Source organism: Pseudomonas sp. LW8 (assembly GCF_041956865.1).
Taxonomy (GTDB): domain Bacteria; phylum Pseudomonadota; class Gammaproteobacteria; order Pseudomonadales; family Pseudomonadaceae; genus Aquipseudomonas; species Aquipseudomonas siliginis.
In genome coordinates this window covers 5310512-5330342 of the sequence record NZ_CP168138.1, presented here as the reverse complement: position 1 = coordinate 5330342, position 19831 = coordinate 5310512, and the positions used below count along the sequence as shown (strand labels likewise).

Genomic DNA, 19831 nt, shown 5'->3' with positions numbered 1-19831 from the left:
GCGGTGCCAATTCAGCGGAGATTCGCCTGCCCACTGAACAGCCATGAAGCGCAACGGTCGTAGCTACATCCCCCCCCACCGGTTGCCACGCCATGACCACCCCCACCAGCGAAAAGACCCCCGACCTCTCGCCCAAGGAGCAGCACGAAGTCGAGAAGAGCCAGCCGCCGCGCGCGGCCGTTCTGCATGAAATCATCCGCACCCAGGGCGACCAGGAACTGGAGCGCAGCATTGCCGCGCTGTGGTGGTCTGCGCTGGCGGCAGGATTGACCATGGGCCTGTCCCTGATGGGCATGGGCCTGCTCAATTCGCGCCTGCCCGACGGCGACGAATTCAAGGTGATCGCCAGCTTCGGCTACTGCGCCGGTTTCCTCGCGGTGATCCTTGCCCGCCAGCAGCTGTTCACCGAAAACACCTTGACCGCCGTGCTGCCGGTGATGACCAAGCCGACGCTGAAGAACTTCCTGCGACTGATCCGTCTGTGGACAGTGGTACTGGTCGGCAACCTCTGCGGGACGATTCTGGTCGCCTACGTGATGCTGGAACTGCCGATTTTCGACAGCAAGACCGACGTCGCCTTCCTCGAGATCGGCCGCAAGGTCATGGAACACAGCGCCAGTCAGATGTTCGCCAAGGGCATCGTCTCCGGCTGGATGATCGCCACCATGGTCTGGATGATCCCGTCCATGGAGAGCGCGAAGATGTGGATCATCATCCTCATTACCTACTTCATGGCGCTGGGCGACTTCACCCATATCGTCGTCGGATCGGCGGAAGTGTCCTATCTGGTGTTTGCCGGCGAGTTGCCGTGGAGTGATTTCTGGGCGGTGTTCGCCGCGCCGACGCTGGCAGGAAATATCATCGGCGGCAGCTTTATCTTCGCGCTGATCAGCCATGCGCAGATTCGCAGCGAAAGCGGTGCGCCGAAGGAATCTGCGGATCAGGCTGTTAAGCCCGATCCGCAGTCGATCAAGAAATGATCAATGGTGAGCTGGCTCAGCCACGCTCGCCGGCTCGTTGCGCGTCGCGTGCTTGACCAGTTTGCCGATGGTCAGGCCCTGCAGCAGGATCGACGACAGCACGACGATGTAGGTGATGCTCAGCAGCAGATCGCGCTCCGGGCCCAGCGGCAGGGCCAGCGCCAGTGCCACCGAAACACCGCCGCGCAAACCGCCCCAAGTGAGGATGCGGATCGTGCCGGCCGGCACTGAGCGCCAGCGCCGCAGCAGCAGGATCGCCGGCGCCACGGTAAGCAGGCGCGACAACAGAATCGCCACCGCCAGCAGACCTGCGGCGGCCATGTGCAGCCAGTTGAACGGCAGCAGCAACAACTCCATGCCGATCAGCGCAAACAGCAGCGCGTTGAGCATGTCATCGAGCAACTCCCAGAAACCGTCCAGATAACGGCGGGTCATGTCGTTCATTGCCAGATTGCGCCCGAGGTTGCCGATGATCAGACCGGCCACCACCATCGCAATCGGCGCCGAGACGTGCAACTCGGTGGACATCGCCGAGCCACCGATCACCAGGGCCAGGGTCAGCATCACGGTGATCTGGTGCTGCTCGACGCTTTTGATCATCCGATAGACCAGATAACCGATCAGCCCGCCGAACAACACACCGCCAATGGCCTCATGGACGAAGAGCATGGCCGTGGCGCTGACGGTCGGGGTTTCGCCCAGTTGCGCGATGCCCAGCAGCACGGTGAAGACCACGACCGCCGTGCCGTCGTTGAACAGTGATTCGCCGACGATGGTGGTTTTCAGTGGCTTCGAAGCGTTGGCGGTACGCAACACGCCGAGTACCGCAATCGGGTCGGTCGGTGAGATCAGCGCGCCGAACAACAGGCAGTAGAGGAAACTCACGTGCCAGCCGAACAGGGCAAAAATGTAGAAGGCCAGGCTGCCGATCACCACGGTGGCGATCAACACGCCGAAGGTCGCCAGCAGGCCGATTGGCCAGCGGTAGCTGCGCAAATCATTGAGGTTGACGTGCAGGGCGCCGGCGAACAGCAGGAACGAGAGCATCCAGTTCATCAGCAGGTCGCCGAAATCGATCTGGCCGATCAGTTGCTGCACGCGGTCTTCGAGGCCGGGAAAGCCGAGGACGCTGAGGCCTTGCAGGAGCAGTGAGAACAGCAGGGCGGTAACCATCACGCCGATGGTCGGCGGCAGGCCGATAAAGCGGAAATTGACGAAGGTCAGGAGGGTGGTGAGGCAGATGAAAGCGGCGACAAGTTCAAGCATCCGGGGTCCTTTGGATGAGGGGTGAATGGAGCGCGACCGGAGGTTGGACGCAGGGGTTTGATGGGGCGGGGTTGGCTGAGGGCACATTCGAATGGCGCGTCATGCTCAACAACCCCCTCACCCCAGGCCTCTCCCGAGGGAGAGGGAGCTGACCGAGGTGTCTGGCGAGGTGCATCGACCTGGACGATCGGGTCGATTATGGATTCAGCAATGCACGTTCAAGTCGGCGTGGGTATCGAGCATCCCCCGATCAGTCCCCTCTCCCTTCGGGAGAGGGCTAGGGTAGGGCTCTATCTGACACACCACGATCAGCCAGTCACATTGACCGCACTCGCCTGCCGACGTTGCAGGTAAATGAACAACAGCGCCGTCAGCACCGTCAGCACGCCAACCAGCGCCCCGGTCCACGGCAGATCCGCCAGATCCGCGCCGCTGGCCACCACCAGCCCGCCAATCCAGGCACCTGCTGCGTTGCCCAGATTGAACGCGCTCTGGTTCAGCGTCGAACCGAGGTTCGGCGCTTCATGCGCTTGATCGATGATCAGCAGCTGCAGAATCGGGCACAGCGCAAAAGCGAAAATTCCCCACAGCACCAGAGTGATCGCCGCCGGAATCACCGCACGGCTGGTCTGGCTGAACGCCGCCAGAATCACCACAACTGCCAGTGCCACGCCGACCAGTGACGGCAGCAAGCGGCTATCGGCCAGACGCCCGCCGAGCATGCTGCCCGCTGTCAGGCCGACGCCGAACAACAGCAGCATCACCGTCACGCCGTGGGGGCTGACGCCAGTGATGTCTTGCAGGATCGGTGCGATATACGTGAACACGCTGAACAGGCTGGTCGAGGCCAGCACGCTCATGCCCAGCGCCAACAAGACGTTGGCCTTGCCCAGCACTTTGAATTCGCTGGCGAGATTGGCCTTGTCCATCGCGATGTGTTTGGGCAACCACAACCATTGCGCCAACGCCGCCACAATGCCAATCACCGACACCGCCCAGAAGGTCGAGCGCCAGCCAGCGTATTGGCCCAGCGCTGTGCCGAGTGGCACGCCGAGCACGTTGGCCAAGGTCAGGCCGGTGAACATCATGGCAATGGCTTGCGCGCGTTTGTTCGGCGCAACCAGGCCGGCCGCAACCACCGAGCCAATGCCGAAAAACGCGCCATGACACAGCGCCGTGACCACGCGCGCCGCCATCAGCGTCGCGTAGTTCGGCGCGAGCGCGCAGAGCACGTTGCCGAGGATGAACATCAGCGTCATGCCCAGCAGTGTCGCTTTGCGCGGCATATTGGCGGTGCCGATCGCCAGGATCGGTGCGCCGAACACCACGCCCAGGGCGTAACCGGTGATCAGCAGCCCGGCATGAGGAATGCTCACCGCCAGATCGCGGGCAACGTCGGGCAGCAGGCCCATGATGACGAATTCGGTGGTGCCGATGCCGAACGCGGCAACGGCGAGTGCAAGCAAAGCGAGGGGCATGCGCAAGGTCTCTGTCGGTAGTCTTGACGCTTTGATCAGGCATACGCGTGCCAGCGACCGTTTTCGAAGAAAGCGGAGCAGGCAGCTTTTATTGGAGTTTTTTGGTGTGCAGCTGAGTACGGCGTGGTGGGTTGCAGTATAAACAGCTGCTGACACATGGCGAATCAATAATCTGACTAATCGACGGCTCACTGGAATTGCCGTGTTATATCCAGCTGAAAGAACCTTTCGGCCGGGCGCTGCTCTTAGCCTGTGGGCAGGTGCTGATCGGCATGCTGGTGATGAAGTTCTGACCGCTCGCCAATTTCTCCAATCGAAAAAAGGACGACGTTATGACAGTGGCTCTGTGGTGTGTGTTGATCGCGATTTTCCTGCCGTACGTGTGCACGATCGTGGCGAAGGCCACCGGCGGTTTCCGCCTCAAGGACAATTACGATCCACGGGACTTTCTCGACAGCGTCGATGGCGTCGCCCGTCGCGCCCACGCCGCGCAACTGAACAGCTTTGAAGTAACGCCCGCGTTTGCCGCTGCGGTGATCGTTGCGCATCTGGTCGGCACTGCGGAGCTGGTGACGGTCAATGTGCTGGCCGTGCTGTTTATCACCAGCCGCCTGCTGTACATCATTTGCTACCTGGCTGACTGGGCTGCACTGCGTTCGGTGGTGTGGTTTATCGGGATGGGGCTGATTGCTTCGTTTTTCTTTGTGTCCATCTGAAAGCAGGCTCAAAAGATCGCAGCCTGCGGCAGCTCCTACAGAGGAATGCATACTCCTGTAGGAGCTGCCGAAGGCTGCGATCTTTTGCCTTTAGGGTTTGTCAGCCACCTGCGGCACTTGCGGCAGCTCTTTTCCTTTAGGCCAGAGCATCCAGATCTGCCCCTGCTGTTTCATGTCCCCGGCCAGTTGCCCGGCCGCATCGCCGGTGCCCCAGAACAGATCCGCGCGCACCTCGCCGGCAATCGCGCCGCCGGTGTCCTGCGCCGCGACCGGGCGCACCAGTGGGGTGCCATCCGGTTTGGTGGTCGACAGCCATAACAGACTGCCCAACGGAATCACCTTGCGATCCACTGCCGCGCTGTAGCCGGCGGTCAATGGCACGTTCAGCGAGCCGCGTGGGCCTTCGTTGCTGTTCGGGTTGCGGGTGAAGAACACGTAGCTCGGGTTGCTGGCCAGCAGTTGCGGAATGCGCGTGGGGTTGGCCTTGGCCCAGTTGCTGATCGCGGTCATGGTCACGTCTTCTTTCTTCAGCTCGCCTTGCTCGACCAGCCAGCGACCGATCGGCCGGTACGGGTGGCCGTTCTGATCGGCGTAAGCGATGCGCAGCTGTTTGCCTTCCTCGGTCTGAATCCGGCCCGAGCCCTGGATCTGCAGAAATTGCAGGTTCATCGGATCAGTCAGATAGGCGACCACTGGCGCTTTCACACCTTTGGATTCAATGGTCGCCGCGTCGTCGTAAGGCTTGAGCACGCGTCCTTCGAGGCGGCCGCGCAGGCGCTTGCCTTTCAATTCCGGGTAGATGCTGTCGAGCGAGACGATGATCATGTCTTCCGGCACGCCATACACCGGCACGTTTGCTGTTGCGGTGGGCGTCAGGCTGCCGGGGTACACCGGTTCGTAGTAGCCGGTGATCAGACCGTTGGGGTTGTCGTTCTCGGCGCGCAGGCCGTAGACATCGAGATTCTGCTTGAGGAATGCACGAATCTCGGCGGCGCTTTGCGGCACATTCGCCGCCGCAGCGCAGGTCGGCCCCCAGACTGCGTCGGCTTTGAGTCGGGTGCACGCGCTGCGCCAGGAACCGAAACCTGCGACCAGATCGCTATCGGAGACCGCGGGCAAGGCTTCCCAAGTTGCGCTGGAATACGTAGCCAGTGCGTGGGTTTTCGGTTTGGCGCTGTCACCGCCAGTGCAACCGGCAAGGATGGCCAGAATCGGGAGGGTGACGATAAGCGGGTGACGCCAGGCCGTGAAGCGGCTGTTCATGGAGTGATTCCTGTGCCGGTTGGCCGAGTGCTCCATGCGCTCGACCAACCCGTATTTTTAATAGGGCTATTGGTGTTTGGCGGTGAGCCGAGGATACTGGCCGCCGATTTCCGCGACCTGAAGCCATCATGACTCTGAAACCAATTGCTGTTGTATTGCTGGCCTGTCTGACCTTGTCCGCCTGTGGCGGCGTCGACCCGAATTCGCCGCTGGGCCAGCGCAAGGCCATCTTCAAGCAGATGCTCAAGACCAGCGAAGACCTCGGCGGCATGTTGCGTGGGCGCATTGCCTTCGACGGACCGAAATTTGCCGAGGGCGCGGTCAGACTTGATGCGTTGGCCCATGAACCGTGGAAGCATTTTCCGCAGGTGCGCGAGGAAGATCACACCAGCGCCAAGGACGATGTCTGGCAGAAACAGGCGCGTTTTCAGCAACTGGCCCGCGCCCTCGAAGCGGCTACCGGTGAACTGGTGGTCGCCAGTCAGGTTCAGCCGTACAAGGCCAGCAATCTCGGACCGGCAGTGCAGAAAGTCGAGGATGCCTGCAGTGCTTGCCATAAAGAGTTTCGCGATCATTGATTCCTGAGGCTGCTGAGTACCTTGTGGCGAGGGGATTCATCCCCGATGGGCTGCGAAGCAGCCCAAAAACCATATAACCGAGTTTTTTCAGTCGGACCCGACCAGTCGAATTTGCGACGGCTTCGCCGCCGGACGGGGATAAATCCCCTCACCACAGGGCTTGGGTTACTTATCGATCTCGTCCAGCGCTTCCTGCAGTTCCTTGCGCGACTCGGCGAGCTTTTCCTTGCGTTTGTTGATCTTCTCCGGATCGCCCTTCTTCATGGCCTTGTCGAGATCCGCCTGACGCTGGCTCACCTCATGCTTGGCCTCAAGCACCTTGTTCTCACGCTCTTTCTTCAGCCCGGCGTCGGTGCAGTGTTCGTTCACTTCGCGCAGTGCGGTTTCCAGGCCTGCCTGCTGCTCCATGTTGCCGCGCGACTTGGCCTGTTCGATCTGATTGATGATGCCCTGCTTCTTGGCAGCGCAACCGGTCAGGCCCGGGCCGTCTTCTTCGGCCATGACCGGGGCGGCCATGACGCCGCAAAGAGTAAGCAGGGCGAGCGGTGCGAGAAATTTCATAAAAGCTCCATGTGCAAAGGCAATCGGGGTGGGAGGGCACTGCGCTGTTGGAGCGTCTGGCCGGCCGTTGGGTTCCCGCCGGGCGGGGATTGCAGGTTCAGAAGCCGTCGATTCCGGCGGCTTTCAGGGTGTCACTCAAAGCCAGTACCTGCGGGTCGCGAAAGAATGCGCTCAGTTGCGCCGCGCGTCCCGGGCCGATACCGGCTTCTGCCTGCCATTGTTCAGTGTCGCGTTGTGCCAGGGCCTGCCACGAATCGTCCAGTTGTGCCTGTCCGGCCGGCGGCATGCCCAGCGCTTTCAACCATCGAGCGAACGGCTGTTGCCGCGCGCCCTGAAAACTGTCGATCAGCCGTGCGCTGCTGCGCTCGCCGAGGCCGGCAATGTTAGCAAGCTCTGACGCATCGAGGGTCAGCCAATCCAGCAGGTGTTTCAGACGGCCTGTTTCCAAAAGTTTCTCCCAAGTGCCGCGACCGACATGCTGCATGGCCAGGCCCTGCTTGCCACTGAGCCAGGTCAGACGCGCGAGAAACTGGCTTTCACACCCCGGCGTCGGTTGCCAGCAGCTCAGGGCGTGGTAGTCGCCAGCATCGGGGATGTTGATGTCCGCCCGTTCGCTGGTGCGCAGCACGACACTGTCGAGGCGCGGAATGGTCAGCCCGGCCAGACTGATTGCCACCTGATCGCCGGGACGGATGTCGAGGGTTTGCCAGCGCTTGAGTGAGCTGACGCTGACCCGTTTGATTTCGCGGGCATCGAGTCTGACCGGCAGCAGTTCCAGCACCGGCGTGATCCGCCCGGTGCGGCCGATCTTGAAATTGACCTTGCGCACTTCGGCCAATGCCTGGGCGAACGGGTATTTCCAGGCGATCGCCCAATACGGCGCGCGAGCCTGCCAGCGTTCGGCGGGTGGCCGTTGGCTCTGGCGCAGCACCACGCCGTCGCTGGCAAAGGGCAGTGGCGAGCGATACCAGTGCTCGCGCCATTTTTGCGCTTCTTCGAATCGGGTGACGGGCTGGGTATAGGGCTCGGTTGTGGCGAACCCCAATGTCTGAAGTTCGGACAATCTTTCCGGCAGCCGCACAGGACCTTGCGGCCAGTCCCAGACAAACAGGCCGATCCCGGCGGCCTGTTCGGCATCGAGGGATTTGCGCCCCATCAGCCCGGCGACGGTGGCGCGGGCATTGACGCTGCCGGACTGTGATTGAACATGTGCATTCAGACGCCAATAGAGTTCGCCCTGTACCAGCAGATCCCGTGGCTGCCTCAACCGTTGCGGAATGGCTGCAATCCTGCGCGCGGAGGCGGTCCAGTCCTGGCCGTTGACCCCGTCACCGCGACTGATCGCCTGCTGCAATATCCCCTGGCGGTAGATCAGCGTGACAGCCACGCCGTCGACCTTGGGCTGCACCCAGACGTTCTGGCGATCACGCAACCAGTGGGCGACGTCTTCGGCTTTGTGCAGCTTGTCCAGACCGGTGTGGGCGATGGGGTGGGTGACCGGGCCGGACGCGGTGTGCAACGGCTGCGGGGATGAGGGTTGGTTGAAACAGGCTTGCCATTCTTTCAGCCGCAGTCGGGACTGGTCATAGAGTTCGTCGCTGATCAATGAACGGCCTTCGCGGTGATAGGCGTCGTCCCATTGGTCGATCCGGTTTTGCAGGGTGGTGATTTCGCGTTGGGCTTGGGAACGATCCCAGTTCGGACAGTTGGCTTGGCTGACAAGGGTGATGAGTGCCAGCAGGAAGGCCAGCAACAGGCGCAGTGTGAAGAGCATCGTTGAGCGTCCTTGCTCGGGGGTAATATTTGAAGGGTAGGTGAGGATTCGAAATGCGTTACCGGGGGTGTTTTTCGAGGTGTTTCCGGATTCTGAATTGACGTTGCATGAGCGGGCGCCTTCGCGAGCAGGCTCGCTCCCGCAGGGATCTCAAAAATCTGTCAGGCATGAAAAAGCCCCGCACGGCGCGAACCGTGCGGGGCTTTCTTGCAGCCAGGGTATTACAGGCCAGCGGCGGAACGCAGGGCGTCGGCGCGGTCGGTTTTTTCCCAGGTGAACGTGGTGAAGCTGTCTTCGCCAACGGTCTTGGTCTGCGGCGCGCGACCGAAGTGGCCGTAGGCTGCGGTTTCCTGGTACATCGGGTGCAGCAGGTCGAGCATGGTGGTGATCGCGTATGGACGCAGGTCGAACACTTCACGCACCAGTTTGATGATCTTGTCATCGCTGATCTTGCCGGTGCCGAAGGTGTTCAACGAGATCGACGTAGGCTGGGCCACACCGATCGCGTAGGACACCTGAATCTCGCAACGCTCGGCAAGGCCGGCCGCAACGATGTTCTTGGCCACGTAACGGCCTGCGTAGGCAGCCGAACGGTCAACCTTCGATGGATCCTTGCCGGAGAACGCGCCGCCGCCGTGACGGGCCATGCCGCCGTAGCTGTCGACGATGATCTTGCGACCGGTCAGACCGCAGTCACCTACCGGGCCGCCAATGATGAACTGGCCGGTCGGGTTGATGTGGAACTGGGTGTCCTTGCTCAGCAGTTCGGCAGGCAGTACGTGCTTGACGATCAGCTCCATTACGCCTTCGCGCAGGTCTTTGTACGACACTTCCGGGTTGTGCTGGGTCGACAGAACCACAGCGTCGATGCCGACAACCTTGCCGCCTTCGTACCGGCAGGTCACTTGCGACTTGGCATCCGGACGCAGCCAAGGCAGCAGGCCCGACTTGCGTGCTTCAGCCTGACGCTGCACCAGCTGGTGCGAGAAGGTGATCGGCGCTGGCATCAAAACGTCGGTTTCGTTGCTGGCGTAGCCGAACATCAGGCCCTGGTCGCCGGCGCCCTGATCTTCAGGCTTGGCGCGGTCAACACCCTGGTTGATGTCAGGGGACTGCTTGCCGATGATGTTCATCACGCCGCAGGTCGCGCCGTCGAAGCCGACTTCGGAGCTGGTGTAGCCGATGTCGCAAATCACGTCACGAACGATCTGCTCCAGGTCGACCCAGGCGCTGGTGGTCACTTCACCGGCAACGATGGCTACGCCGGTCTTGACCAGGGTTTCCACGGCCACGCGAGCGTGTTTGTCCTGGGCAATAATGGCGTCCAGCACCGCATCGGAAATCTGGTCGGCGATTTTGTCCGGATGTCCTTCAGACACGGACTCGGAGGTGAAGAGGGAGTATTCGCTCATCTCGATGTTTTCCTGAATTTACCGATGGTGAGTGTCGCCAGCCGGTCGCTGAAAGTGGCGAACCTGGATCTGGAAACCATTACGTAAGCCTACATAGAGGCTTTCCCCGGGAACGAGTCCCGCAGCGGTGGCCCAACGGGCCAGATCGTCCTGTTCAAACCCCAACCAGAGATCACCGCAGGCCTCCCTGGCCCAACTCTGGTTGTGGCTACATAACTCTGTCACGAGCAGGCTACCGCCCGGTTGCAGCAGATCGGCCATGTGCCTGAGCGCATCGGCCGGAGCGGCGAAATGGTGCAGGACCATGTTCAACACTACGCAATGGGCCTTGAGGCTTGTGCCGTTCAATGCATCGGCCAATTGCAGGCTGACGTTAGCCAGCTGTTCACGTTCACACACCTGACGCGCCAGTTCGAGCATCGCCGGGCTGTTGTCCAGCGCGGTTACGGTGCCGAAACGACGGGCCAGTTCCGGCAGAAAAGCACCATCGCCGGGGCCGACTTCAATGGCCGTGGCTGCACCATCGAAGTTCAGTTTGTCGAGCAGGGCCAGCACGCTGTCACGGTACTGCGGCAGGCCTGCGATCAAATCTTGCTGGGCACGGAATTTCTCCGCGACCCGGGCGAAAAAATCCCGGCTGGCGGCGGCACGCTGACCATGAACCTGCTCGATGCGTGCTTGCACTTCATCGGGCAGATCCAGATTGTCGACTTCTTCCAGCAATGCCGCGTGCAGCTTGCCGCCGAGCAATTCGCTGTGGGGCAGGGCACGACGATAAAAAATTGCGTTGCCCTCACGGCGTGTCGCCACCAGGTCGGCTTGCGCCAGCACCTTGAGGTGATGGCTCATGCCCGACTGGCCGATGCCGAAAATCTGCGCCAGCTCCAGCACGCCAAACGAATCGTTGGCCAGCGCGCGCAATACATTCAGCCGCAGCGGATCGCCGCCGGCCTTGCACAGGGCCGCCAGCTCGTCGCAATCGTCATGGCGAATGGAAGGCACGCGTAAGTTCATAGGGCTGGCAGTCTAGAGACGGGGGCAAGGCACCGCAAGGTCAATATCAAAAAGTTTTGATATTGCTCGATAAATGGCACTTCTCGGCGGACGGCAGTCTCTACAAACGAATAGCGGAAAGGTTTCACCAAGCGAAACCTGTGCTATCGATTGGAAAAACGCCTGCCGATGACTATCTGTCATTGCCCCGAGGCGCATGGGTGAGGGAAAATGCCCTCCTTTTTTCCGTTTCAGTCTATTCACACCCAGGAGATCAGCGATGCCTAGCCGTCGTGAGCGTGCCAACGCCATTCGTGCCCTCAGCATGGATGCCGTGCAAAAAGCCAACAGCGGCCATCCCGGTGCCCCTATGGGTATGGCAGATATTGCCGAAGTGCTGTGGCGCGACTACCTCAAGCACAACCCGAGCAACCCGTCGTTCGCCGACCGTGACCGCTTCGTGCTGTCCAACGGCCACGGCTCGATGTTGATCTACTCGCTGCTGCACCTGACCGGCTACGACCTGTCGATCGACGACCTCAAGCAGTTCCGTCAACTGCACAGCCGCACTCCAGGCCACCCGGAATTCGGTTACACCCCGGGCGTCGAAACCACCACCGGCCCGCTGGGTCAGGGTCTGGCCAACGCCGTCGGTTTCGCTCTGGCTGAAAAAGTCATGGGCGCGCAGTTCAACCGTCCCGGCCACAACATCGTTGATCACCACACCTACGTGTTCCTCGGTGATGGCTGCATGATGGAAGGCATTTCCCACGAGGTCGCCTCCCTGGCCGGCACGCTGGGCCTGGGCAAGCTGATTGCCTTCTACGATGACAACGGCATTTCCATCGACGGTGAAGTCGAAGGCTGGTTCACCGATGACACGCCGAAGCGTTTCGAAGCCTACAACTGGCAGGTGATCCGCAACGTCGACGGCCACGATCCGGAAGAGATCAAGACCGCCATCGAAACCGCACGCAAGAGCGCTCAACCGACGCTGATCTGCTGCAAGACCACCATCGGTTTCGGTTCGCCGAACAAGCAGGGCAAGGAAGATTGCCACGGCGCCCCATTGGGTGACGCAGAAATCGCCCTGACCCGTCAGGCATTGAACTGGAACTACGGCCCGTTCGAAATCCCGGCCGAGATCTATGCCGAGTGGGACGCCAAAGAAGCTGGCCGCGCGGTCGAAGCCGAGTGGGATCAGCGTTTCGCCGCTTACTCCGCTGCATTCCCGACTGAAGCCAACGAGCTGATCCGTCGTCTGAGCGGCGAACTGCCGGCCGACTTCTCGGAAAAAGCCTCGGCTTACATCGCCGAAGTCGCCGCCAAGGGCGAAACCATCGCCAGCCGCAAAGCCAGCCAGAACACCCTCAACGCTTTCGGCCCGCTGCTGCCGGAAATGCTCGGCGGTTCGGCTGACCTCGCCGGCTCCAACCTGACCCTGTGGAAAGGCTGCAAAGGCGTCAGCGCTGAAGACGCCAGCGGCAACTACATGTACTACGGCGTGCGCGAGTTCGGCATGACCGCGATCATGAACGGCGTCGCCCTGCACGGCGGTCTGGTGCCTTACGGCGCGACCTTCCTGATGTTCATGGAATACGCACGCAACGCCGTACGTATGTCTGCTTTGATGAAGAAGCGCGTGATTCACGTGTACACCCACGACTCTATCGGTCTGGGCGAAGACGGCCCGACGCACCAGCCGATCGAGCAATTGACCAGCCTGCGCAGCACGCCGAACCTCGACACCTGGCGTCCAGCCGATGCCGTGGAATCGGCAGTGGCCTGGAAAAACGCGCTGGAGCGCAAGGACGGCCCGTCGGCGCTGATCTTCTCGCGGCAGAACCTGCAGCACCAGGAACGCGACGCTGGCCAGATTGCCAACATCAGCCGTGGTGGTTATGTGCTCAAGGACTGCGCAGGCGAGCCTGAGCTGATCCTGATCGCCACCGGTTCGGAAGTCGGTCTGGCCGTACAGGCCTACGACAAACTGACCGAGCAGGGCCGCAAGGTTCGCGTGGTCTCGATGCCTTGCACCAGCGCGTTCGATGCTCAGGATGCGGAGTACAAGCAGTCGGTTCTGCCATTGCAGGTCAGCGCGCGTATCGCCATCGAAGCGGCCCACGCCGATTTCTGGTTCAAGTACGTGGGTCTGGAAGGTCGTGTGATCGGCATGACCACCTACGGTGAGTCGGCGCCGGCTTCGGCATTGTTCGAAGAGTTCGGCTTCACCCTGGAAAACATCCTCGGTCAGGCTGAAGAGCTGCTGGAAGACTAAGCAGTACGAATGCGGTGGCCCTGGCCGCCGCGTTCCCCTGTAGGAGCTGCCGAAGGCTGCGATCTTTTGATCTTGATCTTAAAAACAAGATCAAAAGATCGCAGCCTCGTTTCACTCGTCAGCTCCTACATGGGGTTGTGTTGTTAGCGAATCTATCGAGAACCCCATGCCTCAACCGCGTCCCTACAAAGTTGCACTCAACGGCTACGGCCGGATTGGTCGTTGCGTCTTGCGGGCGTTGTTCGAGCGCGGCGCTAAGGCCGGGTTTGAAATTGTCGCGATCAACGATCTGGCCGACATGGCCAGCATCGAATACCTGACACGCTTCGACTCCACCCACGGCCGCTTTCCCGGCGAAGTGCGGGTTGAAGGCGATTGTCTGCATATCAATGGCGACTGCGTGAAGGTCCTGCGCAGTGCCACCCCCGAAGGCATCGATTGGGCGTCGCTGGGCGTCGATCTGGTGCTTGAGTGCTCCGGCGCTTACCACACCCGTGCCGATGGCCAGCGTTTTCTCGACGCCGGCGCACCGCGCGTGCTGTTTTCGCAGCCGATGGCCAGCGAAGCGGATGTCGACGCCACCATCGTCTACGGCGTCAATCAGGACTGCCTGACCGGCGACGAACTGCTGGTGTCCAATGCCTCCTGCACGACAAATTGCGGCGTGCCGCTGCTGCGCCTGCTCGATCAGGCGATCGGCCTCGATTACGTGTCGATCACCACGATTCACTCGGCGATGAACGATCAGCCAGTGATCGACGCCTATCACCACGAAGACCTGCGCCGCACGCGTTCGGCGTTCCAGTCGGTGATCCCGGTGTCCACTGGTCTGGCGCGCGGTATCGAGCGCCTGCTGCCGGAACTTGCCGGGCGAATTCAGGCCAAAGCCGTGCGCGTGCCGACAGTCAACGTGTCCTGCCTCGACATCACGATGCAGACCGCCACGGCGACTGACGCCAATGAGGTCAACCGGATCCTGCGCGAAGCCGCCACCAGCGGCCCGCTCAAAGGCCTTCTGGCCTATACCGAGTTACCGCACGCCAGCTGTGATTTCAACCATGACCCACATTCGGCCATCGTCGATGCCAGCCAGACCCGAGTTTCCGGCCCCAAACTGGTGAACATCCTGGCCTGGTTCGACAACGAATGGGGTTTTGCCAACCGAATGCTGGACGTTGCAGACCACTATCTGCAAACAGCAACTTCAAAAAAACCGTAGGAAGTGCGACCCATGACCGTGTTGAAGATGTCCGACCTCGATCTGCAAGGTAAGCGCGTATTGATCCGCGAAGACCTCAACGTCCCCGTCAAGGACGGTGTTGTCACCAGCGACGCGCGCATCCTGGCTTCGCTGCCGACCATCAAGCTGGCCCTGGAAAAAGGCGCGGCAGTGATGGTCTGCTCGCACCTGGGCCGTCCTACCGAAGGCGAATTCTCCGCCGAAAACAGCCTGAAACCTGTCGCCGATTACCTGAGCAAAGCGCTTGGCCGTGAAGTGCCGCTGGTGGCTGACTACCTCGGTGGCGTTGAGGTCAAGGCTGGCGACGTCGTGCTGTTTGAAAACGTACGCTTCAACAAGGGCGAGAAGAAGAACGCCGACGACCTGGCGCAGCAATACGCGGCCCTCTGCGACGTGTTCGTGATGGACGCCTTCGGTACTGCTCACCGCGCCGAGGGTTCGACCCATGGTGTAGCCAAGTTCGCCAAAGTCGCTGCCGCCGGCCCGTTGCTGGCCGCTGAGCTGGATGCACTGGGCAAAGCCCTCGGCGCGCCGGCCAAGCCAATGGCAGCCATCGTTGCCGGCTCCAAGGTGTCGACCAAACTCGACGTGCTGAACAGCCTGAGCCAGATCTGCGATCAACTGATCGTCGGCGGCGGCATCGCCAACACCTTCCTCGCGGCGGCTGGTCACCCGGTCGGCAAGTCGCTGTACGAACCGGACCTGCTCGACACCGCGCGTGAAATCGCTGCCAAAGTCAGCGTACCGTTGCCGGTTGACGTTGTGGTCGCCAAGGAATTTGCCGAAAGCGCTGAAGCGACCGTCAAGCTGATCGCTGACGTGGCGGCTGACGACATGATTCTCGACATCGGTCCGCAAACTGCAGCCAATTTCGCCGAGCTGCTGAAGTCGTCGAAAACCATTCTGTGGAACGGCCCGGTTGGTGTGTTCGAGTTCGATCAGTTCGGCAACGGCACCAAAGTGCTGGCCCAGGCTATCGCCGAAAGCTCGGCATTCTCCATCGCGGGCGGTGGCGACACCCTGGCGGCGATCGATAAATATGGCGTGGCTGAGCAGATCTCCTACATTTCCACCGGTGGTGGCGCGTTCCTCGAATTCGTCGAGGGCAAGGTGCTGCCTGCCGTTGAAGTCCTGGAAAGCCGGGCCAAGGCCTGAGGCCGCCCGTTTGGCCAGGCAAAGGAGTGTTCACATGGTCAAGTCGTTAGCGCTGTTGTTGCTGACCGGTACGCTGGCGGCCTGCGGGAGCACCCCGAAGGCTGACGCGACGCCAGCACCGAGCGAGCCGCAGAAGGGCTGTTATCAGGCCGACTGGCAGGCCGAAACCAACCCGGTGCTGAACAAGCGCTCGGGCCCGGACGGCCTGGACAAATACGAGACGCAAACCCCGGTCAAGGAACATGGTTGTCCTTGACGGGTCTGACTCTTTAACTCAGGGCTGGCGGCGTGCGGCGTCAGTCGAGGAACACGGATGAAAGGCTTGATCGCCATTGCGGCGTTGGCATTGTTGGGTGGTTGCGCGCAGTTGAACCTGTTTCAGTCGTCGGCCCCGGCAGACAACTGGACGACCTGGACCTGCGACAGTCAGGCCAAGGTGTTGTGGCGTTACGCCGATGCCGGACAGAAGGAAGTCGACGTTCGCCTCGGCGGCGGTGATCAGGTCTATCGTCTGAAAGAAGAGCCGGGCGCCTCGGGCACGCTGTACAGCGACGGCATGCTGGCGTTTCACGTCAAGGGTGACGAAGGCCTGGTGTACTGGGTCGCCACCAATGACCTGATTGGCCGTGGTTGCAAGGCGCAGTAATTGACACACCACAGTTCTACTGTGGGAGCGAGCCTGCTCGCGAAAGCGGCCTGGCAGGCACTGCATCAGCGACTGCAAGATTGCTTTCGCGAGCAGGCTCGCTCCCACAGGGGATCTGTGTAGTTCTTGGAATTTGCTTTACCGAATCACCAGACCGGGCCTCAACCCCCGATCTGCATTAACTTGAATAGCCGCCGCCGCTTCGGCAGGCTGGCACGATCAACGACCCTCAACCGGGAGAGACACACACAATGGCACTTATCAGCATGCGCCAGATGCTGGACCACGCAGCCGAGTTCGGCTACGGCGTTCCAGCCTTCAACGTCAACAACCTTGAGCAGATGCGCGCCATCATGGAAGCCGCTGACAAGACTGACTCCCCGGTGATCGTCCAGGCTTCGGCCGGCGCCCGCAAATACGCCGGCGCACCGTTCCTGCGTCACTTGATCCTGGCCGCGATCGAAGAATTCCCGCACATCCCGGTGTGCATGCACCAGGACCATGGCACCAGCCCTGACGTTTGCCAGCGCTCGATTCAACTGGGCTTCAGCTCGGTAATGATGGACGGCTCGCTGGGCGAAGACGGCAAGACCCCGACCGACTACGACTACAACGTCCGCGTTACCCAACAAACCGTGGCCATGGCTCACGCCTGCGGCGTTTCGGTAGAGGGCGAGCTGGGTTGCCTGGGTTCGCTGGAAACCGGTATGGCCGGTGAAGAAGACGGCATCGGCGCTGAAGGCGTTCTGGATCACAGCCAGATGCTGACCGACCCGGAAGAAGCCGCTGACTTCGTCAAGCGCACCCAGGTCGATGCCCTGGCCATCGCCATCGGCACCAGCCACGGTGCCTACAAGTTCACCAAGCCACCAACCGGCGACGTGCTGGCGATCGACCGCATCAAGGAAATCCACAAGCGCATCCCGAACACCCACTTGGTGATGCACGGTTCGTCCTCCGTGCCACAAGAGTGGCTGGCGATCATCAACCAGTACGGCGGCGACATCAAAGAAACCTACGGCGTCCCGGTTGAAGAGATCGTCGAAGGCATCAAGCACGGCGTGCGCAAGGTCAACATCGACACCGACCTGCGCCTGGCCTCTACTGGCGCCATGCGTCGCCTGATGGCCACCAACCCGAGCGAATTCGACCCACGTAAATTCTTCGGCGCCACCGTGACCGCAATGCGCGATGTATGTATCGCACGTTATGAAGCGTTCGGTACTGCCGGTAATGCTTCGAAGATCAAACCGATCTCGCTGGAAGCGATGTACCAGCGTTATCTGAAGGGTGAGTTGAACGCCAAGGTCAACTGAGCCTGAGCGTTGAGCTGATTAAAAAGAAACCCGCCGAGAGGCGGGTTTTTTGTGGGCAACTATTACGCCTGACGAAGTGATTTAAAGTAAGAGCAATTTATAATGCTTCGAAGATTCAGCAGATCTCGCTGGAGGCGATCTATCCGCGTCATCGGAAGAATGAGATAAACGTTGAGGTTAACTGATTTATCCAGTTTTATCGGTAATAAAAAAGTCAGCTTCTTGTGAATTTGATTCCGTATGTCTGGCCGACATTCGGCCCACCTGATTCAACTTTAACTGTACCTTCCAAGTAGCTGTCGGTCCCGTCAGACGATTTCATCTTGATCGAGAGAGAGCTTGGGCCATGGTTAAACTCATCTCTTTTCGTGGCATCTGATTTCGCTTGAAGATTAAAAGACCTGGTGGGTTTTGTATAGGTGCCAGTGACGATGAAATCTAGTCCGCAATAGTCCATGTAGCCTTTGCTTATATTGCCGTTTTGCTGGCCTAGATCGTCAAATTTAAGTGTGGCGGCATGTTGCTCACTAGCGTTGAATACGAAGCCATTGTAAGTTTTCATGATGTTCACCTTCTGCATTCGAGTATTAAAGTCAAATAGGATGTCTCCTGTTGCGTTCATGAGATTAGGCAAGAAAGGCTTGCAGGTAACCTGATATAAATGACAGTTATTTATAATATTTAGCTATGGATGATGCGTGCGAACTTAATTTTTTGATCTGTGGGATGAGCCAGTGAAATAGTCTGCGGGGTTACTGGAGGAGTTCGATGTATCGGCGTGTCCCCTTTATCGGTCCCTTTGTCGATGAAGGTCATAGATGCTATTTAACATTATTCAATAGGTCTGGTGCATGCTGAGCCGTTGGACACCATAGAAAACGTAAAAGCAAAAGTTCAAGATAAAGAGGGTATTTCACCCGATCAGCAACGCCTGATTTTTGCTGGCAAACAGCTCGACGATGGTCGAGCATTGTCTGACTACAAGAAAAAAAGGAGCAGTTCTTGACTTGGTCCTTAGATGGTAGAACGGTAATCACGGCTTCCGCTGTATTGTTTTTTGTGACCGCCGAGCTGTAGATCCGGTTATTGAACGTCCGGTGATGCGGAAAGGATTTTGAAGATCAATCCGATCTCGCTGAGGTGCGATCTTTCGATTTGTCTTTTCAGCATCCAAAACAATCAAAAGATCGTAGCCCGCAGTGGCTCTTACAGGAGGACGTAAGCTACTTGTCGTGATCAATATCCAGTTTGGTAAACGTCACCTGCCCACCCTCACTGGTATAGCCGGTGTTGTCCTGCACATACACGCCGGCCTTGAAGTACAGCGGCTTGTCGCGCCAGGTCGCGCTGATCTGGGAGTCCCACTGATAGCCCGCCGCACTCACGCCCAGCGCACCGCCGGGGCTCAAGTGGATGAGATAGTTGAATTCGCGATCAAGCTTGACGCCGGTGGCGAGGGTGATGACGCGGCTTTCGGCGTCGTCCGGGCGCATGCGCACTTTGATCACCAGATTGCCGGTCTGGGTTTTTTCCTTGTACTGGTATTCGAGCTTGACCATCGGCCGCTGGCTTTCGTACGCGTGAATCTGGCCGATGACGATCTTGCCCGAGCTCGGCACCTTGTTCACCGCGAGGGTGGCGCGCAGCAGGTTGTCGGCGTCCGGGTAGTACCAGTTGCGCAGGGTGCCGTTGCTGTAGGTTTCGCGCAGTTCGGTACGCGGGTAGATGGCGTTTTCGGTTTTCGAGCCAGTCACCGGGGACCAGAAGAACAGGGTGCCGGTGTCGGAATGGAAGTACTGATCCTTGAAGCCATCCACCAGTTTCGAGGTTTCAACGGTGTACGGCGGGCTGCCAACAGGAACGCTGAGGTTCCAGGTTGCGAGGTCGATCATGACGGTTCTTCCAATCAATTCATCCGGAACGCCGGTGCCAGAAGCTCTAGCCCGCGCGTTTTCGGGCGTCTTTATAAGCGTAGCGGCAATTTTTGTTAATGCCCGTCCGGCGATTGCTTGACGTCAAAGTCCTGTCGAAATGCCATCCCGCCCGGTTTTCGGGGGCTGTAGCGGTGACCGTTAGTCGGCTGGGTTGAGCATTGTTTAAATGATGGCGGGATGACAGCTTCTGCTTTCACTGATCCGCGTCTAGAGTGAAGGCTCAGTACGTCTATGGTTTTGC

At 59.9% G+C, this 19831-nt stretch carries 19 protein-coding genes; 10 read left to right on the top strand and 9 right to left on the bottom strand.

The window, feature by feature from the left end; translation table 11 throughout:
- Positions 1-92 precede the first annotated feature (92 nt).
- Positions 93-980 (top strand): formate/nitrite transporter family protein, encoded by an 888-nt coding sequence (locus AB9L16_RS24155; protein ID WP_375122808.1) that lies wholly within the window; start codon positions 93-95, stop codon positions 978-980.
- On the opposite strand, the gene AB9L16_RS24150 is transcribed toward AB9L16_RS24155, so the two are convergent.
- Positions 981-2246, bottom strand: a complete 1266-nt coding sequence (locus tag AB9L16_RS24150) for a sodium:proton antiporter (RefSeq protein ID WP_024014630.1) — start codon at positions 2244-2246, stop codon at positions 981-983.
- Between the two features lie 308 nt (positions 2247-2554).
- Positions 2555-3724, bottom strand: a complete 1170-nt coding sequence (locus tag AB9L16_RS24145) for an MFS transporter (RefSeq protein WP_150743445.1) — start codon at positions 3722-3724, stop codon at positions 2555-2557.
- A gap of 332 nt (positions 3725-4056) precedes the next feature.
- Between AB9L16_RS24145 and AB9L16_RS24140 the strand changes: the two genes are divergently transcribed.
- Entirely contained in the window at positions 4057-4440 is a 384-nt protein-coding gene (locus AB9L16_RS24140; protein WP_024014628.1) for an MAPEG family protein, read from the top strand.
- Between the two features lie 90 nt (positions 4441-4530).
- Here the strand turns inward: AB9L16_RS24140 and AB9L16_RS24135 are convergent, their stop codons facing one another.
- The gene (locus AB9L16_RS24135; protein WP_375122807.1) at positions 4531-5703 is read right to left on the bottom strand and encodes a murein transglycosylase A; all 1173 of its coding nucleotides are present in this window, start codon (positions 5701-5703) and stop codon (positions 4531-4533) included.
- A gap of 128 nt (positions 5704-5831) precedes the next feature.
- Here AB9L16_RS24135 and AB9L16_RS24130 point away from each other — a divergent pair, with 128 nt between their 5' ends.
- Positions 5832-6281: a cytochrome c gene (locus tag AB9L16_RS24130; RefSeq protein ID WP_095181353.1), complete on the top strand. Its 450-nt coding sequence runs from the start codon at positions 5832-5834 to the stop codon at positions 6279-6281.
- A 165-nt stretch (positions 6282-6446) separates the two neighbouring features.
- Here AB9L16_RS24130 and AB9L16_RS24125 read toward each other — a convergent pair whose 3' ends face one another.
- The 4 genes from AB9L16_RS24125 to AB9L16_RS24110 form a co-directional block, all read right to left on the bottom strand.
- Positions 6447-6842: a DUF1090 domain-containing protein gene (locus AB9L16_RS24125; RefSeq protein WP_016772779.1), complete on the bottom strand. Its 396-nt coding sequence runs from the start codon at positions 6840-6842 to the stop codon at positions 6447-6449.
- Between the two features lie 97 nt (positions 6843-6939).
- Positions 6940-8616, bottom strand: coding sequence for an NAD-dependent DNA ligase LigB (gene ligB, locus AB9L16_RS24120; RefSeq protein WP_150636888.1), 1677 nt, complete (start codon positions 8614-8616; stop codon positions 6940-6942).
- A 221-nt stretch (positions 8617-8837) separates the two neighbouring features.
- Positions 8838-10028, bottom strand: a complete 1191-nt coding sequence (gene metK / locus AB9L16_RS24115; protein ID WP_024014624.1) for a methionine adenosyltransferase — start codon at positions 10026-10028, stop codon at positions 8838-8840.
- 18 nt (positions 10029-10046) lie between these two features.
- Entirely contained in the window at positions 10047-11042 is a 996-nt protein-coding gene (locus AB9L16_RS24110; RefSeq protein WP_056786470.1) for a metalloregulator ArsR/SmtB family transcription factor, read from the bottom strand.
- 259 nt (positions 11043-11301) lie between these two features.
- Between AB9L16_RS24110 and tkt the strand changes: the two genes are divergently transcribed.
- The 6 genes from tkt to fba all read left to right on the top strand — a co-directional run bounded on the left by tkt (position 11302) and on the right by fba (position 17656).
- Entirely contained in the window at positions 11302-13299 is a 1998-nt protein-coding gene (gene tkt, locus AB9L16_RS24105) for a transketolase (RefSeq protein WP_375122806.1), read from the top strand.
- A 166-nt stretch (positions 13300-13465) separates the two neighbouring features.
- Positions 13466-14518: an erythrose-4-phosphate dehydrogenase gene (gene epd, locus AB9L16_RS24100; protein WP_042606605.1), complete on the top strand. Its 1053-nt coding sequence runs from the start codon at positions 13466-13468 to the stop codon at positions 14516-14518.
- Between the two features lie 12 nt (positions 14519-14530).
- Positions 14531-15694 (top strand): phosphoglycerate kinase, encoded by a 1164-nt coding sequence (locus tag AB9L16_RS24095; RefSeq protein ID WP_375122805.1) that lies wholly within the window; start codon positions 14531-14533, stop codon positions 15692-15694.
- Between the two features lie 34 nt (positions 15695-15728).
- A complete protein-coding gene (locus tag AB9L16_RS24090) occupies positions 15729-15950 on the top strand; it encodes a hypothetical protein (RefSeq protein ID WP_016772786.1) in 222 nt (73 codons plus the stop codon).
- A gap of 57 nt (positions 15951-16007) precedes the next feature.
- Positions 16008-16340, top strand: coding sequence for an MliC family protein (locus AB9L16_RS24085; RefSeq protein WP_083353737.1), 333 nt, complete (start codon positions 16008-16010; stop codon positions 16338-16340).
- A gap of 251 nt (positions 16341-16591) precedes the next feature.
- Positions 16592-17656, top strand: a complete 1065-nt coding sequence (gene fba, locus AB9L16_RS24080) for a class II fructose-bisphosphate aldolase (protein WP_008081027.1) — start codon at positions 16592-16594, stop codon at positions 17654-17656.
- A gap of 214 nt (positions 17657-17870) precedes the next feature.
- Here fba and AB9L16_RS24075 read toward each other — a convergent pair whose 3' ends face one another.
- Positions 17871-18218: a hypothetical protein gene (locus AB9L16_RS24075; protein WP_375122804.1), complete on the bottom strand. Its 348-nt coding sequence runs from the start codon at positions 18216-18218 to the stop codon at positions 17871-17873.
- 285 nt (positions 18219-18503) lie between these two features.
- Here AB9L16_RS24075 and AB9L16_RS24070 point away from each other — a divergent pair, with 285 nt between their 5' ends.
- A complete protein-coding gene (locus AB9L16_RS24070; RefSeq protein ID WP_375122803.1) occupies positions 18504-18662 on the top strand; it encodes a ubiquitin-like protein in 159 nt (52 codons plus the stop codon).
- A gap of 217 nt (positions 18663-18879) precedes the next feature.
- On the opposite strand, the gene AB9L16_RS24065 is transcribed toward AB9L16_RS24070, so the two are convergent.
- Positions 18880-19548 carry a polysaccharide lyase family 7 protein gene (locus tag AB9L16_RS24065; RefSeq protein WP_016772792.1) on the bottom strand — a complete coding sequence of 223 codons (669 nt, stop codon included), beginning with the start codon at positions 19546-19548 and terminating at the stop codon, positions 18880-18882.
- Positions 19549-19831: the final 283 nt, after the last annotated feature.

Coding starts and splice junctions, on each gene's coding strand:
- AB9L16_RS24155 (WP_375122808.1), top strand. CDS start 93: ATGACCACCCCCACCAGCGAAAAGACCCCCGACCTCTCGCCCAAGGAG.
- AB9L16_RS24150 (WP_024014630.1), bottom strand. CDS start 2,246: ATGCTTGAACTTGTCGCCGCTTTCATCTGCCTCACCACCCTCCTGACC.
- AB9L16_RS24145 (WP_150743445.1), bottom strand. CDS start 3,724: ATGCCCCTCGCTTTGCTTGCACTCGCCGTTGCCGCGTTCGGCATCGGC.
- AB9L16_RS24140 (WP_024014628.1), top strand. CDS start 4,057: ATGACAGTGGCTCTGTGGTGTGTGTTGATCGCGATTTTCCTGCCGTAC.
- AB9L16_RS24135 (WP_375122807.1), bottom strand. CDS start 5,703: ATGAACAGCCGCTTCACGGCCTGGCGTCACCCGCTTATCGTCACCCTC.
- AB9L16_RS24130 (WP_095181353.1), top strand. CDS start 5,832: ATGACTCTGAAACCAATTGCTGTTGTATTGCTGGCCTGTCTGACCTTG.
- AB9L16_RS24125 (WP_016772779.1), bottom strand. CDS start 6,842: ATGAAATTTCTCGCACCGCTCGCCCTGCTTACTCTTTGCGGCGTCATG.
- ligB (WP_150636888.1), bottom strand. CDS start 8,616: ATGCTCTTCACACTGCGCCTGTTGCTGGCCTTCCTGCTGGCACTCATC.
- metK (WP_024014624.1), bottom strand. CDS start 10,028: ATGAGCGAATACTCCCTCTTCACCTCCGAGTCCGTGTCTGAAGGACAT.
- AB9L16_RS24110 (WP_056786470.1), bottom strand. CDS start 11,042: ATGAACTTACGCGTGCCTTCCATTCGCCATGACGATTGCGACGAGCTG.
- tkt (WP_375122806.1), top strand. CDS start 11,302: ATGCCTAGCCGTCGTGAGCGTGCCAACGCCATTCGTGCCCTCAGCATG.
- epd (WP_042606605.1), top strand. CDS start 13,466: ATGCCTCAACCGCGTCCCTACAAAGTTGCACTCAACGGCTACGGCCGG.
- AB9L16_RS24095 (WP_375122805.1), top strand. CDS start 14,531: ATGACCGTGTTGAAGATGTCCGACCTCGATCTGCAAGGTAAGCGCGTA.
- AB9L16_RS24090 (WP_016772786.1), top strand. CDS start 15,729: ATGGTCAAGTCGTTAGCGCTGTTGTTGCTGACCGGTACGCTGGCGGCC.
- AB9L16_RS24085 (WP_083353737.1), top strand. CDS start 16,008: ATGAAAGGCTTGATCGCCATTGCGGCGTTGGCATTGTTGGGTGGTTGC.
- fba (WP_008081027.1), top strand. CDS start 16,592: ATGGCACTTATCAGCATGCGCCAGATGCTGGACCACGCAGCCGAGTTC.
- AB9L16_RS24075 (WP_375122804.1), bottom strand. CDS start 18,218: ATGAAAACTTACAATGGCTTCGTATTCAACGCTAGTGAGCAACATGCC.
- AB9L16_RS24065 (WP_016772792.1), bottom strand. CDS start 19,548: ATGATCGACCTCGCAACCTGGAACCTCAGCGTTCCTGTTGGCAGCCCG.